The 15,276-nt window shown below is 64.4% G+C and carries 13 protein-coding genes and 2 pseudogenes; 5 read left to right on the top strand and 10 right to left on the bottom strand.

The window, feature by feature from the left end; genetic code table 11:
* The first annotated feature begins 5 nt into the window (after nucleotides 1-5).
* The 3 genes from MET9862_RS08815 to MET9862_RS08805 all read left to right on the top strand — a co-directional run bounded on the left by MET9862_RS08815 (nucleotide 6) and on the right by MET9862_RS08805 (nucleotide 2,897).
* Nucleotides 6-710: an IclR family transcriptional regulator gene (locus tag MET9862_RS08815; protein WP_142582659.1), complete on the top strand. Its 705-nt coding sequence runs from the start codon at nucleotides 6-8 to the stop codon at nucleotides 708-710.
* Nucleotides 711-1,145: 435 nt separating this feature from the next.
* Nucleotides 1,146-2,084 carry a glycosyltransferase family 2 protein gene (locus MET9862_RS08810; protein ID WP_185156804.1) on the top strand — a complete coding sequence of 313 codons (939 nt, stop codon included), beginning with the start codon at nucleotides 1,146-1,148 and terminating at the stop codon, nucleotides 2,082-2,084.
* Nucleotides 2,085-2,096: 12 nt separating this feature from the next.
* Complete coding sequence (locus MET9862_RS08805; protein ID WP_142582657.1) at nucleotides 2,097-2,897, top strand: glycosyltransferase family A protein; 801 nt, start codon at nucleotides 2,097-2,099, stop codon at nucleotides 2,895-2,897.
* Between the two features lie 347 nt (nucleotides 2,898-3,244).
* Here MET9862_RS08805 and MET9862_RS08800 read toward each other — a convergent pair whose 3' ends face one another.
* From MET9862_RS08800 to MET9862_RS08765, 8 genes and pseudogenes are all read right to left on the bottom strand, one after another.
* On the bottom strand, nucleotides 3,245-3,892 hold the full coding sequence (locus tag MET9862_RS08800; protein WP_142582656.1) for a UbiX family flavin prenyltransferase: 648 nt from the start codon (nucleotides 3,890-3,892) through the stop codon (nucleotides 3,245-3,247).
* On the bottom strand, nucleotides 3,882-4,667 hold the full coding sequence (locus MET9862_RS08795; RefSeq protein WP_142582655.1) for an ABC transporter permease: 786 nt from the start codon (nucleotides 4,665-4,667) through the stop codon (nucleotides 3,882-3,884). Before MET9862_RS08795 ends, MET9862_RS08800 begins: the two co-directional genes overlap by 11 nt.
* Nucleotides 4,664-5,449: an ABC transporter ATP-binding protein gene (locus tag MET9862_RS08790; protein WP_142582654.1), complete on the bottom strand. Its 786-nt coding sequence runs from the start codon at nucleotides 5,447-5,449 to the stop codon at nucleotides 4,664-4,666. The genes MET9862_RS08795 and MET9862_RS08790 overlap by 4 nt, the downstream gene beginning before the upstream one ends.
* 32 nt (nucleotides 5,450-5,481) lie before the next feature.
* Nucleotides 5,482-6,498, bottom strand: a complete 1,017-nt coding sequence (locus MET9862_RS08785; protein WP_185156803.1) for an ABC transporter substrate-binding protein — start codon at nucleotides 6,496-6,498, stop codon at nucleotides 5,482-5,484.
* Between the two features lie 44 nt (nucleotides 6,499-6,542).
* Nucleotides 6,543-7,943, bottom strand: coding sequence for a UbiD family decarboxylase (locus MET9862_RS08780; RefSeq protein ID WP_142582652.1), 1,401 nt, complete (start codon nucleotides 7,941-7,943; stop codon nucleotides 6,543-6,545).
* Between the two features lie 124 nt (nucleotides 7,944-8,067).
* Nucleotides 8,068-8,553 (bottom strand): MarR family winged helix-turn-helix transcriptional regulator, encoded by a 486-nt coding sequence (locus MET9862_RS08775; protein ID WP_142582651.1) that lies wholly within the window; start codon nucleotides 8,551-8,553, stop codon nucleotides 8,068-8,070.
* Between the two features lie 164 nt (nucleotides 8,554-8,717).
* Nucleotides 8,718-8,897: pseudogene (locus MET9862_RS08770) on the bottom strand (integrase core domain-containing protein); the annotation flags it as partial.
* 121 nt (nucleotides 8,898-9,018) lie between these two features.
* Nucleotides 9,019-9,492, bottom strand: coding sequence for a YidB family protein (locus MET9862_RS08765; protein ID WP_142582650.1), 474 nt, complete (start codon nucleotides 9,490-9,492; stop codon nucleotides 9,019-9,021).
* A 245-nt stretch (nucleotides 9,493-9,737) separates the two neighbouring features.
* Between MET9862_RS08765 and MET9862_RS29805 the strand changes: the two are divergent.
* Together MET9862_RS29805 and MET9862_RS08755 are read left to right on the top strand one after the other, a co-directional pair.
* Nucleotides 9,738-10,061: pseudogene (locus MET9862_RS29805) on the top strand (transposase); the annotation flags it as partial.
* Nucleotides 10,062-10,370: 309 nt separating this feature from the next.
* A complete protein-coding gene (locus MET9862_RS08755) occupies nucleotides 10,371-13,394 on the top strand; it encodes a CHAT domain-containing protein (protein ID WP_185156801.1) in 3,024 nt (1,007 codons plus the stop codon).
* A gap of 778 nt (nucleotides 13,395-14,172) precedes the next feature.
* On the opposite strand, the gene MET9862_RS08750 is transcribed toward MET9862_RS08755, so the two are convergent.
* Together MET9862_RS08750 and MET9862_RS08745 are read right to left on the bottom strand one after the other, a co-directional pair.
* Complete coding sequence (locus MET9862_RS08750) at nucleotides 14,173-14,442, bottom strand: hypothetical protein (protein WP_142582647.1); 270 nt, start codon at nucleotides 14,440-14,442, stop codon at nucleotides 14,173-14,175.
* A 215-nt stretch (nucleotides 14,443-14,657) separates the two neighbouring features.
* Nucleotides 14,658-15,200, bottom strand: coding sequence for a TetR/AcrR family transcriptional regulator (locus tag MET9862_RS08745; protein ID WP_142582646.1), 543 nt, complete (start codon nucleotides 15,198-15,200; stop codon nucleotides 14,658-14,660).
* Between the last annotated feature and the right edge of the window lie 76 nt (nucleotides 15,201-15,276).

Genomic DNA, 15,276 nt, shown 5'->3' with positions numbered 1-15,276 from the left:
AAGAGATGGCGAAGGAGGCGCGTGCGCGGCCCAATCTCGAAGGCGTGGCTTCGGCCGATCGGGTACTGACGGTGCTCACCGCGTTCCGACGGGGCGACGATGCTCTGGAACTCTCCGAGCTCGCCCGGCGAACGTCGCTCGTGAAGAGCACGATCATGCGGCTGTGCATCTCGCTTGAGAAGTTCAACCTGATCGAGCGGCTGGACGATGGGCGCTACCGCCTGGGCGTTGAGGCGGCCCGTATCGGCTCGGTTTACCAGCAATCCTTCGCCTTGGAGGAGCGGATCGTCCCCGTCCTCGAGCGACTCGCCGCCGAGTCACTGGAGACGGCCTCGTTCTACATCCGCCGGGGCAACCAGCGGCTGTGCCTGTTTCGGGCGGATTCGCCGTCACCGCTGCGGATGAATGTCCGCCCTGGCGACATGCGGCCGATGGACGAATCGGCCATCGCCCAGGTTTTGAGGACCTTCAGCGACCGAAGGGCTTCGGGAAAGGCGTCGATCGAGATCCCGATCTATTCCTCCGGCATTACCGACCCTCATGTGGCATCGATCGCGATGCCAGTGTTCGGGACGGAGCAGCGGTTGATCGGTGCCATCGCGCTATCCGGTCCAGCGTCTAGGCTGACATTAGAGCAAGCGGAGACGCTCAAGCCTCGGCTGCGAGAGGCTGGCGAACGCCTCTCGTCTGAACTCGGTGCACAGCTCTAACGGGGTTTGCAGTCCAACAGGCTGTCTCGAGAAGAGTGCTCCGTAGTCTTGTTGCACCTCAGCGCTGGGGTCTGCTTATTCGTCCAAGGGACCGGCGAGCAGACATTCCGCTTTCGGCCACGAGCCGCCGACGCTGACCTATTCGGTCGCTCACGAGCGGACCTTTCAAATGCCTGCCCCGGGTCAGATCAAGCCTCTGGCTGCCTCATTCTCGGACGGTGGAGAGGAGGCGAGCGACGGAAAGGCGCAGAACGTGCCTCCCTCTCGTTCGTAGGGCCGCGAAGGTCGTCGGACGACCTGGGCCGGAACGTTCGCTGTGCTCACCAGATTGCCCGACAAGGCAAGCCTGGAGCGCGAGGTGCTCGCGTACTCATGACGGTACCTGCACCCCCAACACACTCGGCGAGGCCCCGTCGAATTCTCCTCGTCGCGACCATGCGAAACGAGGGACCGTACATACCTGAATGGCTCGCCTACCACCGTGCCATCGGGTTTACCGATATCGTCATCTGCACAAACGACTGCGTCGACGGTTCACCGGCACTCCTCGACCGCATTCAGGCGCTCGGCCTGCTCACCCATCTACCCCATACTGTTGCGCCAGGGGACAAGCCCCAACTCGCCGCCTATGCCCGCGCCGAGCGGCTGCCCATCCTGAGCGAGGCAGACTGGGTCATGGTGCTCGATGCCGACGAGTTCCTCAACATCCATGTCGGCCAGGGGCGCGTGACGGACCTGATCACGGCCGTTCCCGGGAGCACCGCCATTCTCGTGAACTGGCGCGTATTTGGCAGTTCCAGGCACCGCACATGGTCTCCGGACTTCCTGACCGAGCGGTTCACCCGGGCAGCGCCTCTCGAACATGGCGTCAATCGACCCTACAAGACGCTCTTCACGCAGGCGGAAGTTTACGGCTGCAAGCTGCTGCCACATCAGCCGCGCTTTCCGCACTCGGACGCACTCGGCACACTTCGCTATGTGAATGGAGCGGGTGCGACGCTGCCCGCCTACTTCTACGACGAGTCGCACGGAGACTTTCTGCAGTCGGAGCCGGGAGCAGTCTCCTGGAAGCTGGCTCAGGTCAACCACTACAACACGCGTTCTTGGGAGGACTACGTCGTCAAGCACCGCCGCGGCGGCGGGCTGAACGTCGAGTGGTCGCGCGAGACGAACTGGCCTGTGTTCGACCGGAACGAGGAGGAAGACCTCAGCATTGCGGTCAGGCTGCCAGCAGTCAGGGCCAGTTACGACAAGCTCATGATGGATGAGGGCGTCCGAACCCTCCACGAGCAGTGTTGCCGCTTCTACGCGGCGCATGTCGCTGCGCTTACGCGTGATGTCACCGCAGCCCAGTGCGGTACAGGGCCATTCTGAGGGCGGCGGATCGTGGCGGAACCTTTCACCTTCGGAATCCCCCTGATCGCGCGTGACGCCGCCACGGACTGGCCGCTCGTTGAGGCGCTGCTCGGCTTGACCCTCAAGTCAGTCGCGGCTCAGACGGACCTGGCGTTCCGCGTCGTGATCGCCGGACATGACCGGCCAGCCGTCGTGCCCCTTGATCGCCGGATTGCCTTCATTGCCGCCGACTGGCCGGTCGAGGCCGTCCGTGCGGACAATCTCGACAGCGGGCGCAAGAAGCACTTGATTGCCCAGCGTATTTTGGCGGAAGGCGGCGGTCTGCTGATGTTCCTCGACGGCGACGACTGGGTCGACCGTCGGCTCGTTGAGGCGGCACGAACCGCGATCCCGTCCGAGGCACTGGGCGGGTACATCGCCGACGGCTTCATGGCCGACATCCGGGCGCACCGGGCGATCCACCTGCCGGACGAGCGCATCTTTGATGGTGGCTTCCAGCGTCTTTGCGGTTCAAGTGTTGTCGCGCGGCTTGTCCCCGAAGCGGCCGAAGCGCTGCGGCGCGATCCCCACGCCGTCTTGCACGAGCACTATCGTTGGCCGGAGACCGCGCGGGAGCACGGCGGGGTGGCTGTCCCCCTCCCGGTGACCGGCGCCTACGTGATTAACAGCTCCGTGAACCACTCGGAAGTTCACGGCCCCTTCAGTTCCTGGCGCCGCAGTTTGAGCACAGCGGTTCGGGAAGCTGGCTTTGCGATGAATGATCAGTTTTTGTCCGGGTTCGGGCTGAGCGCACAGGATGTCGCTCGAGCTGTGGGACGCCCTCTGCGGTGATTGTGGATGTGGCCCGGTTCGGCCCCGAGTTTGTCCTGCCTTGTTCGGCTTCCGGCTACAACCGAGCCTTGGCTTTTGACCGAAAGGCAGCCCTTCGGCTTTGCGCTCCCTCTCGGCGAATCAGCCGCCCACAGGAGCGTCTTCAGAGCGGACGCCGCGGCAGCTCAGCTTGTCGATCCAAATAGTGCGCGCTTTTGACGATCAATCTGTGTCGTGGGGAGATCTGCTTGCTCCTCATCGGCAAATTCAAGGAGCCCTGCTTGATCAGCTTTGTGCCATTGCTTGTGCTAGCCTACAGGTGGAAACCGCTGGATTGGGTCTGAGGCTTGGCTCCTTCCATCTCCGGCTTATGAAAGGTGAGGCTCTGCTTCCTGATCGGGCCTGCGGCCATCCCACCTCTTAGCAAAGTTCGTCTCAATCCCGAAGAGATCGAGTGCTCGGACGACCGTCTGATCGACAATGTCATTGATGGTCTCGGGCCGATGATAGAACGCCGGCACGGGGGGCATGATGATAGCCCCGTTGCGGGTCGCCTGCGCCATGAGTTCGATATGGCCCGCATGGAAGGGCGTCTCGCGAACAAGGAGTACGACGCGCCGTCGCTCCTTCAGGCACACGTCTGCCGCCCGCACGACGAGGGCTTCGTTGGTGCAATGGGCGACGCCGCTCAGGGTCTTGATGGAGCATGGCGCGACCAGCATCCCGTCCGTCAGGAAGGAACCGGAGGCGATCGAGGCGCCGATGTCCTTCGGGCTGTGCACATAATCGGCTAACCCCCGCACAGCGTCCGGCGTCACATCGGACTCAGCCAGGATCGTGCGGACGGCCGAGGATGTCAGGACGAGATGCGTCTCGATATGGCCGAGCGCCCGCAGGATCTGGAGCGCGCGGATGCCGTAGGTGGCGCCGGAGGCGCCCGTGATCGCCACGATCAGCCGCGTCGGGCGGGTCCGCCTCGGCGGCCCCTCGCCGGACGCGAAACGCTCAGCTGGCATTCTCGATCCCCTGCAGGCCTGAGGGCCTCGCCGACCGGGATGCCCAATGCCGATCGAGCAGTTCGAAGAGAGCGTACATTCCGGTCCCGAGGACGCCGACGACGCTGAGCGCTGCGAAGACGAGCGGCATGTCGAAGTTGGAACTGGCCACCAGCATGACGTTGCCGATCCCGCCGTTGCCGCCGATGACTTCCGCGATGATGGATCCGACGAAGGCGAGGGTGATCGCGACCTTCAGGGAGGCGAAGAGGTAGGGCAGGGCGCGGGGAATCCCGATCTTGACCATGAGATCGCGGCGGGAGCCCCCGAGGGAGCGGATCAGGTCGACGAGCTCCGGCTCGATCGAGGAGAACGCGAGCGCCACGTTGGCGACCACTGGGAAGAACGACAGCAGGAAGGCCGTGATCACGGCCGGAACCGCCCCCAGGCCAAACCACACCACGAAGATCGGCACGAGCGCGGCCTTCGGCACGCTGTTGAAGGCAACTAGGAGGGGGTAGATCGCCTGATGCGCGAGCCGGGACATGCCGACCAGCATGCCAATGAGCGTCCCGAAGACCAGCGTCGCGGAGAAGCCGACCAGCGTCGTTGCCAGCGTGATGGCGCCGTTCGCCGCCAGCGGCCGCCAGTGCCGGACGAGCGAGGCGAGGGTCTCGCCGGGGGTCGGCATGATGTAGGACTTCACGTCGAAGGCCGCGACGCCGAGCCACCAGACCAGAACGAGAAGAGCGGCGCTGATCCAGGGGGCGGCGCGGGCGAGGAGCATCGACCTCATGCGCATCGCGCCGCTCCGATCGCGTGACGCAAATCCTGCACGATGCCGACGAAGCTCGGCTCGAAGGTCGTCTCGAGGGTGCGGGGCCGAGCGACGCGCACATCCGTCCGCTTCACGAGCCGGCCGGGGCGCGCGCTCATGACGTAGACCGTCTCCGCCAGGAAGACGGCCTCGCGCAATTCGTGAGTCACCAGGATGATGGTGCAGCTCTGCCGCGACCACAGATCCTGCAGGACGTGCCAGAGCTCCTCCTTCGTGAAGCTGTCCAGTGCCGCGAAGGGCTCGTCGAGCAGAAGGATCGAGGGTTGGTGGACGAGGGCGCGGCAGAGCTGCGCGCGCTGCTGCATGCCGCCGGAGAGCTGCCAGGGCATCCGGTCGCCGAAGCCGGACAGGCCGACCGCCTCCAAGAGGGCGTCCGCCCGCGCCCTGTTAGCCGCGCGATCCTGCCGGAGGCGCCGACGGTAGGGCTCGACCACCTCCAGCGGCAGCAGGACGTTGTCACGGATCGTGCGCCAGGGCAGCAGGGTCGGGTTCTGGAAAGCCATGCCGACGGTCTTGAGCGGCTGCGTGACCTCAGCCCCCTCGACCCGGATCCGGCCCGCGCTCGGCCGGACGAGGCCCGCGACGAGCTTGAGGAGCGTGGACTTCCCGCATCCACTCGGTCCCACGAGTGCGACGAACTCGCCATGGCGGATTGAAAGGCTCGCTTCGGAGACGGCAAGCGTGCCGGTTCGCTCCTCGCCATAGATCAGGTCGACTGCTTCGATCTCGATGAACGACATGGCAGCCCTGCGAAGCCGGAGGGAAGGACGTCTCAGCGAACCATGCGCTCGTCGCGGGATGGCAGGAACGATGGGTCGTAGACCTCGGCGACGGCCGGCGAGCGGGGCAGGCCATACGACTGCACGATGAGCGCGATGCCCTTGGCGAGCCGATCCTCGTCGAGGACGCCCCAGCCGTCCTTCAGGACGCGCTCGGTCACGAGACAGCACTTCATGGCGATCGCGAGCCGTTCCCGCTCAACTTCGGCGTTGAGAAGCGGCTGGAAGGTCAGTGCCGCTCTCACGCCTTCCTCGGGATCGCGCACGAGGTCGCGCAGTCCCTTCACGGAGGCGCGCAGGAAGGCCCGCACCGCTTCGGGATGCTGCTCCGCGAAGCGCCGGGACACCGCAATCGAGTTTGCGTAGAGGGATAGGCCGTGATCGCTGTACATGAAGTACTGTATGTCCTCGGCCTTCACACCCTTCGCCTTGAGGGCGATGTACGAGTTGAAGACTTGGCCCGGAACGGCGTCTACGTCGCCCCGGGCGAGGAGAACCTCCCGCAGGCTCGGCTCGATCGACTGGACCTTGACCGAGTCCGGGTCGAACCCGTTCCGCTTCGCGAAGACGGGGAACAGCTTGAAGGTGGAGTCGTGGGGCGCCGAGCCGAGCTTCCGGCCGGCGAGCTGCGCCGGCTCGGAGATGCCACTCTTGCGCAGAAAGACGATCGCCGCAGGCGCCTGTTCGTAGCCGCTCATGACGGCCCGGAAGGCCTGATCGGGATTGCGGGCGTTGAACTCCATCAGGACGTTGATGTCGGGAAATCCCATGTCGTAGAGGCCGGCGGCCAGTTGCCGGACCACTTCGGTCGAACCCTTCCCGGGATCGATGGTGACGTCGAGACCCTCGGCCTTGTAGTAGCCCTTCTGCTGCGCGATCAGGAACGCGGCGTGGGTCGAGCCCGGGATCCAATCGAGGGCGAAGCGAAGCTTGGTCTCAGCACGGGCCGCGGGCACCGACGCGGTCAGGATCGCGGACGCTAGCACCGCGGCCAGGAAACGCCTCAGCATCGAACCACTCCTCTCTTGCCGTGACCGCATAGCGGGTTGCGTGTTCAGGCCTGCAATCCGGCCCGTTCCAGGATGGCGCGCGCCCGCGCACGGTCCTCGTCCCCGATCACCAGACGCTCGGCGAAATCGCGGCCTGCCGGACGCGTCGCATCGATGCCCATCTTGGTGAGCGTGAAGTCGGTCGGGTCGGAACTCGGATCGAGGATAGCGCCTTTCACGCCGGGGATCAGGACGATGTCCTTCTCGGCCCGCACGCGGGTGGCGATCGCCCAGAACACGTCGTTGATGTCGAAGATGTCCACGTCGTCGTCGACCACGATGACGTACTTCGTGTAAAGTTCGGTGCCGAGCGCGGCCATGATGGCCATCTGGGGCTCGCCCTCGGCGGTCTTCTTCATCGAGACGATCGCGACAAAGGCCCCGCAGGTCGAGTGCGGGACGTGCACTGCCTTCACATTGGGTAGGTTTCGCCGGAGCGCGTTGAGGATCTCGCCCTCGCGCGTGATGCACGAGACCAGGATGTGGTCCTTCGACATGCCGGAGGTGACGCTGTGGAACATGGCGTCGCGCCGCATCCGGATTCGGTGGGCGACAAAGACATTCTGGGTGCTGCGAAAGGAGGCGTAACCGGTGAACTCGCCGAAGGGACCCTCGGGCTCGCGGACGTCCGGCAGGATCTCGCCCTCGATGATCATCTCCGCGCCGGCCGGCACCTCGAGGTCGCCGACGCCGCAGCGCGCGAGGCGGTAGGGCTCGCCGAAGAGGCCCCCGATGATCTCGAACTTCCGGACGTTTGGCGGATAGGCGTAGACCATCGAGCCCATGTAGTGGAGCGGATGGATACCGATCGTGATCGCGACCGGCAGCGCTTGGCCTCGGGCTTCAGCGCGTCGGTGGAACTCGTACATCCGCCGGCGCGAGTGCAGCGACACGCCGAGCCTGTTACGGCCCTTGAGCATGAGCCGGTGGAAGCCCGTGGTGTCGACGCCGGTCTCCGGGTCGCGAGCGGTGAGCTGCCCGGCCGTGATGTAGGGCGCGGCGTCGACGGTGAACTGGTAGGGGATCGGCAGGAGGGCGAGATCGACCGCCTCGCCCTCGATCACCACCTCGTCCCAGGCCGGGTCGGTGACCGTCTCGCAGGGGATGTAGGTCTGGCACCGCTCCCGGAACGCGGTGGGCAGTTCGGCCGGCGGCACGCCGAGACAGGCCGCCAGCAGGGTCCGACTCGCGGCGATGTTGGTGACGCAGGGCATGCTCTTGCCGTCGAGCCGGTCGAACACGACCACCGGGTCGCGACCCTGCCGTTCCAGCTCGAAGACGATTGCCGTGGGGACAAGGCGGGAATCGACGGTTTCCGCGATGCGCAGGAAGTCCCGCGGATAGTGCTCCTGGACCATGCCGAGGAAGCCGCGCAGGGTTTGCCGATCACGGTCCTTCGATGGCATCAGGTGACCCTTCCGGCTTGGCTCAGGGTGAGGCGCGCCCGGTGCGGCAGCTCCCCAGCCAATTCGTCAGTACACTGATGATAGGATTTCGATAGGTCAACGCGAAGATTCGAGCAGCGCGCGCCTAATATGTTTTCAGAATGGCGCGCCCTTGCTCATTGTTTGCTTCGACCAGCACAAGCAACTGCTCGACGAAGGCCTGACGCGCCTCCGGCGGTAGAGCCTCGATGAGTCTGCGATGCGCGTTGTCGAGCGCGCCCTGCATCGCGCTCACCATCGCCGCGCCCTCGTCCGTCAGGAAAGCGCGGCGGGTCCTGCGGTCGTGTTCGGCCGGGCGGCGGGCGATCAGGCCGCGTCGCTCCAGACGATTCAGGACCTCGGAGAGGGTCGTCCGATCCACGCCGATCTCGGCCGCCAGGGTGACCTGATCCAGGCCCGGGCGCAGCAAGAGGACCTGAAGCACGCTGGACTGGACGGGTGTTGTCCCGAACGGCTCGCATTCCTGCAGGTAGAGCGCGACATAGATCTGGTGGAGTCGTCGGACGAGAAAGCCAGGCCTCTGGAAGAGGCTCGCGGCTCTGAGTCTGGCGGCCTGCAGGTCTTCATCCATCCCGATCTGACCAGTTCGTCGCGGTAGTAAGCGAGGCTACCGCGGCGCTGGCACGTCGGCGAGCAACCGCGCATCGTTGTGCGGGCGACATGTTCGAGATGGAGTCCGGAGTCAATGCTGGCCCGGAACCTCAATTCCGTCTGCAGGCTGCAAGGTTGGACGAGCGGCGAGCGGTAGCCGAGCGCCGAGTGGCGGCGCAGCGGATTGTAGAAGCCTTCGATGCAGCTGAAGACGGCCATGCGTGCCTCCGCCTGCGAGGGGAAGCGGCGGCGGGCGAGCACCTCGCATTCGCGAGTGGAGAAGAAGCTCTCGGCCATGGCATTGTCGTAGGCGTCGCCGACCGAGGCCGCGCGTCGCCCGACGGTCCCGAGGCGCCGCGCACTGGCGACGACTTGCCGGCGCGGTTCTTCAGGTCGAGGTCCCGGAAACGGGGTCGGCGAAGACCGTCGGGTCGAGGGGCGCCGGCTAGGCCGGCATACGGCCATCCGGCGTGTAGCGGTCGACGGCTTGCGGAAGCTCCCGGGACAGCCGGGACAGCAGTTCCTGGCGGGACAGGCCGGTGCGCTGCGTCAGGGCCGCGAGGACGTCAGGCCCGATGGCCTGCTCCAAGTGTTGAGGCGCGATTTCCTGGTTCGGCCCCTGGTTGACCCAGGACTGCGCGGCTGCCCCGTGGCCAGCTTGCTGGAAGCGCTCAAGCATCTCGCCGAGACCACTGTGCAGGAAGCCGCCGGGCGCTTGGTTCGGCTGATTGCCAAGCAGGCCGCCAAAGATACCCCCGAGTCCACCGCCCGTGCTGCCGGGCGCCGCACCCGTGCCTGCGGGCGCCTGCGTGGCTTGGCCAGCGCCGCCGAGCAGCTCCGCGAGCTTGTCCCGGTTCTGGTAGCCGGCGAGAGCCAGCAAGCCCAGGAGGGCCGTCATCGAGGGGTAGCCGTCACTCATGGGTCGTCTCCGGCTTGCGGCGGTGAGGCGGGAGCCATCCGCCTTAGGATCGGGACGGGAAACGCGCCCGGACGCCGATGCGATGCATGTCCTTTGTTCAACGGCCCGACGTGCCGTCACCCTCGCCCTTCCTGGGCCCGCCCGTCACGCCCGACCGCCTTGCGCAGGACGCGGGAGACCTGCTCGGCCGAGTACGGCTTTCGCAGGAGCTCGAAGCCGTGGGCACCCTCCTGCGCCAGGACGTGGCTGTAGTGCGTTCGGCGACCGGCGACAGCGTGGATCTCGCCTATGTCGATCAGGGCTTCACAGGCAAGCGTGCGGCGAAGGTGGCGGCGGATCGCGGCATCACCTTGGAGGTGGTGAAGCTGCCCGAGGCCAAGCGCGGCTTCGACCTTTTACCACGCCGATGGGTGGTCGAGCGCACCTTCGCCTGGATGGCCCGCTTTCGCCGGCTGGCCTGCGACTACGGACGCTTGCCCGCCACCTTGGCCGGACCGCAACTCGTCGCCTTCAGCCTCCTACTCCTGCGCAGAGCCGCCGACTTCGCAGCAGTCCGTACCAGCCTCTAGTTCGCAGGAAAACGGGCCGCACCATGCTCCTCGCCGTTCCTCAATGTAAGCGAGCGTAGGCCGCCCAGCAAATGGCGAGCAGGACCAGGCATGCCTCTGCAATAGCCTCGCAGCCTACTATTCGCGCGCCGATCTCCCTGCGTGATATATTGACTTTGTCTGCCAGACTGCGCCTTATAGTCACGTTTAGTCGAGCCGCTGCACGCAAGGCTGATTATGAAGGCTGCCCGACCGCTGTTCGCAGCTCTGATCGTTGCGCTCCCCTTCAGCACCTTCAATCCTGTCGGGTCTTTGGCGGGATCGTCGCCTATGAGCCGCCCGGCTTTCGAGAAGCTGCTCATGGAGCGCGCAAATCCCGACAGTCTCGGCACCGACACCGCAGGAGCGTGGGACGGCCTCTATCAACACCTCTCAATCGCACGGTCACTCGACCGGACCCTGTACGAGCGAGCTCTGCTGCAGCTCAATGATCCAAGTTGCGATGCCCACAAGAGAAAAGAGGCTCGTTTATCTTGCGCCGCAAATCACGCCGCAAGCGTGGCTTCCTCAATCAAAGCATTTGCGGCTGCAGTTGACTTTCGACAGGATGCAGTAGTTTACGCCGAGCGTGGAGACAACAAAGATCGAGGAGCACTTGTTGACGCCTTGATTGATCTAGCGTTTGATGAGCAGCTTTACGGCAATTTATTTGCGACAGAACGCGCGTCAGCGCGCGTTGGAGAGTTATTGGCGGCGGACCCATCTCTCATAACTCTCAAGCGCAGGTTCCAATCTTCGCTTATCAGGGCCAGAATAGCCGATGCGCGCCTGGAAGATACTGCGGCCGGACAGGCATTCTCCGATGCAGTTACTGCTGCCATCCAGTCGAGAACGCGGGCACGCAGCTCCTCTAATCCAGACTTTATTCGAACAGAGCCCTTGGACGAATTGGTGCGACAATACATTCAAGGACGTTTTTGCGCGACCTGCGGAGCATCTGCGGCCGTAGCAGTCAGGCAGTGGATCGCGTCACAGCTCACAGGTGTCGCAGACGAGGATGTCGGGACAAAGCTCCCACAATCTGCGTACCTGCTAATGGCATTGTCGCTCACGCGGGATGGCTTTTCCAAGGTAGATTTGTCGTCCTACGTACAAAGATACCTGCAATTAGTCCGAAAAAATGGAGGCATACATCCGAGCGCTCAACGGGCGCTTCCTCCCAGAATAGACGATCTTAGCAAGGCCAAATTATTTGCTCTGGTCGGCGAGACTACCGCAACAAGCGACACAACGACGGCAGAATTTGCTCAACTTCTCTCCGCTATGAAGCCAGAGATTTCTCGCAGCCAGTTTGATCACTTGATAGCAATACACAAAAATGTTATCGAGAATAACTTCGAACAGTTCGGCGCGGTCAGCGCCGTCTCTAAGCATTTATCGGTCCTTGCACGCAACTTTCAAACCTTCGGCCTTCGTCAGCAAGCTCGGGCAACACTTCAGCTCCTTATGACGCGCGATGAGGCCGTCGATAAGCCTTCCAGACGCAGAGAATGGGAGAAGTTGACTAGTGTCTACGCCCCTGCTTTGGCGCGCTTGGCTTCCCTTGAATTCGATGCAGGCGATAGAGCATCAGCCTTGCTTCGCCTCGACGAGGCCAGTGCTCTCATTACGAACAAGCTGCGGGCTGAATGGGCAGCCGGAGGGGCTGGAGCCATCCTGGCGCTGCGCGATCTTGGGCCCACTTTTCGGCTAATTGCTCAGAAGAGAGCTGAGATCCTTGTACCGACGGGGCTCTCACGCAACGGCACGGGTCATGACACGCTGTTCCGGGAGTTGCAGCGAGCGATGTTTGGCGAGACGGCGCTTGCCGTTGAGGTTGCCAACCAGCGGCGCATCCTCGCTGATGAGGCTTTGCGTGATCTGAGTCGCCGCTACCATGCGGTCGTAGGAGAGGCTGAACGGGCTATCGAGATTGCCGGCTACGGCCATTCTTCGGGCGACGTAGACGGCGCGCTCGCCGCGGTCCGACGGTCGGCAGAAGCACGACGCAATGCATTGGAGCGTGAGTTCCGAGAGCGAGTGCCTCCGGCTCACTCAGCTGCCGCGGACATCGATCCGGTACCACTCGCCGAGGTGACGCCGCGGCTGCGTTCAGGCGAGGCTCTTGTACTGCTGCATGTCGGCAGCCATGGACTGCACGGCTTCTTGCTGGACGCCACCGGCCAAAGCTACGCGTGGCGCACCCTGATCCGGCGTGAGGCGATCGAGGAGTTGGTGCGCAATCTCAGAGGGGCCGGCGACGTCACGCGGGGCGTACAGCCCTTTCCCGCAGCAGATGCGGCAAAGCTCCACGCGCTGATCTTCGGGCCCGCGCAGGACAGGCTCAGCGCCTATAACAAGCTCATCCTCGTGGGCGACGGCCCGCTTCAGGCGATGCCATACGGGCTGCTCCTCACACGCGCGACCGAGATCCCGGCCGATCCGGGGGCCTATCGCGCAGCCGCGTTGCCCTGGCTCATCCGCACGCATGCATTAGCGCTGCTGCCGTCCGTCCGCACCCTCGTCACGCAGCGTGCAGGGACGCTCAGGAGCAGGGCCGCCAAGCCGTTCCTCGGCATCGGCGACCCGAGCCTTGCTCCTCCGGAGCTGCGGGTGGCCGATGGGTCAGGAGCACTGCGCGGCATTGACGTCTCGGCCGCATTCCAGACCAGCGGCGGCTTGGCCGATGTCTCTGTGCTGCGCCGGCTGGTCAGTCTGCCCGAGACGGCAGATGAACTGCGCGCCATTGCCACCCTGCTGAAGGCTCCGCCCGAGGCCCTGCTGCTCGGTGCCGGCGCCACGGAGCGGGCGGTTCGCGCAGCGCCGCTGGTGGACTACCGCGTCATCGCCTTCGCCACCCACGGAGCGCTCGCCGGTGAGGTGACTGGCACGAGCGAGCCAGGCCTTGTGCTGACGCCGCCTGCTACGGCCAGCCGCGAGGATGACGGCTTCCTGGGGCTGTCGGAGATCTCCGGGCTGCGCTTCGATGCCGATCTGGTGATGCTCTCGGCCTGTAATACCGCGACCCCTGACGGTCGGCCCCGGGCGGAGGGGCTGTCGGGCTTGGCACGCGGCTTCTTCAACGCCGGCGCGCGCAGCCTTTTGGCGACGCACTGGGCGATCCCCTCGGAAGCCTCGGTGAAGCTGACGACGGGGCTGATCGCATACCAGGCCGAGAGACCTGAAGCGGACTGGGCGGAGGCGCTCCGTATTGCGACGCTCGCGGTAATCGACCGCGAAGGTCCGGCCGCCTGGGCGCATCCGGCCTATTGGGCCGGCTACGCTGTGTTGGGAGTGCGACCGGCGCAGCCATGATGCGCAACCGCGCTTCAGCCTCTCACAGCCGAACAGGCAGGCCAAAAGAACATCACTCGGATTAATGACGGGCAGATCTATGCAGCACTTTTTGGGACTGACTTACTCCTCAGTCTGTATCTGCGTACTGGCCAGCGCATCTGCAGTGGCCGGCGACCTCACAAAGGAAGCGCTTGGGAGTTATGAGCTGAAGGGCAGCTACAATCAGAGGGTCAAGATCAGCTCACCTAATGGAGGACGGAGCTTTATTGGGACATTTGAAGTGTTTACGCGCGGCTGCCAAGGAGACGTGCGCATGGCGGGCCAAGCCTCCGGACGATACAGCATCCTATTCGTGAAGAAAGACCCAAATGTCGAAGGTGGCGCCTGCAAAATTAATGTTGTTTTTTCTCCAAACTTCAATAACATCGAAGTTTCTCATACATATTGCGGTTATTCTGGGGCTTCGTGCGACTTCAATGGGAAGCTCCAAAGGACAAAGCGCTAAAGAGTTCCTGTGGGTCAAATATGTTCTCGGAGCGTGTTACGGACTTGGACCCAAGTGACTGTACCCGCCCATCAATTCGGCTGAGTATCGCGCGAGAGAACCGCTGTGGTTCAACGGATTAGCTTTAGTCCGTAACACGCTCCAGGGCCGAAGCGCCCAGCCATTCCTTCTGCTCGATCTCATCCGCAGCTGGAAAGGGGTGAACCGCCGGATATGACGCACCCATCACACCATTCCGGGCTCACCCACTGGTTGAGAGAGGCCTCTCAGTAGGGAAGACGCAACAGAACTTCATACAATTGCCGTAGCTTGAACCCGAATTCTGAGTAGTGCTGGCCAAGCATACTGCCGAAGCGCCTGGTCCGCGGCCGCCAGCGTGAACTGGATGAAGCGGTCCATCTTGCAGCGGTCCTTCACCGGGATGAGGGCATCCGGATCGAACCCATCCGGCTCCTCGTCGCGGGACGGCACCAGCCCAGCGACCCTCGCGTCGATGTCGGGTACCAGGTCGTCCGGCAGGCGCCGCAGCCCGGACCCGGACGCGACGAGCCTACGCCGCATGCCCTCGACGCTGCAGCCGAGGGGGGGACACGACGCCCTTACCGGAGACCCCGATCCGGTCGCGCATGGATCTCCTCTCCCCAAGATCGTGCGCGCGGCGGTGGCGCACGGCACAGGCGGCTCCCGACAGGCCGGGCACTGGCATTCCTTCAGGTTGTCAAGGACCGCGCCGCCTTGAGGCGCGAGCCGTCACGGCCGGCCTGGTCCCGTGGATGTCAGGCCGAGACGGAAGTCTGCGCCGCCTCGATCAGCTCGGTCGCCAACGCCTCGTCGTCGACAGCCCGCGCCAGGACGACGGCACCGACGATTGTCGATAGCGTCGCCAGGGACCGTTGCCGGCGGCGCTCCTTGGCTACCCTGGGCGTCAGGCCGGCGAGGATGGAGGCCATGCGCTCGACCCCTTGGGTGAAGCGCGCACGCACGGGGCCGCCCCGCGGCTCCCGCGCGACGTCGTTTGCCAGTGCGGCGAGAGGACAGCCCATCCCGGGTGACCGGACGTGCGCGAGAGAGAGATAGTTGGCGATTATGGTATCGACGGTCCCGCGGTATTCCTCATCCAGCGCCGTATCGAACGCCTCGGCCGCGAGCGCCTCCTTGTTGGCGAACTGACCGTAGAACCCTCCATGGGTGAGGCCGGCGGACGCCATGATGTCGGCCACGCCGACGCCATTGATGCCACGCTCCCGGAACAGCGACGCGGCGACCTCGACGACGCGTCGGCGGTTGATCTTGGCCTGTTCCTGCGAGACCCTGGGCATTGCCTAATCCTTCGGCGTTCCTAAAGCGAATATAGATGCGCCTCGTCATTTAAAGAAGGGCAATCCCTGGTGCGAT

It is taken from the genome of Methylobacterium symbioticum (genome assembly GCF_902141845.1).
Taxonomy (GTDB): domain Bacteria; phylum Pseudomonadota; class Alphaproteobacteria; order Rhizobiales; family Beijerinckiaceae; genus Methylobacterium; species Methylobacterium symbioticum.
Note: the sequence above shows the minus strand (reverse complement) of the source record. Positions and strands in the feature narration are given on the sequence as shown.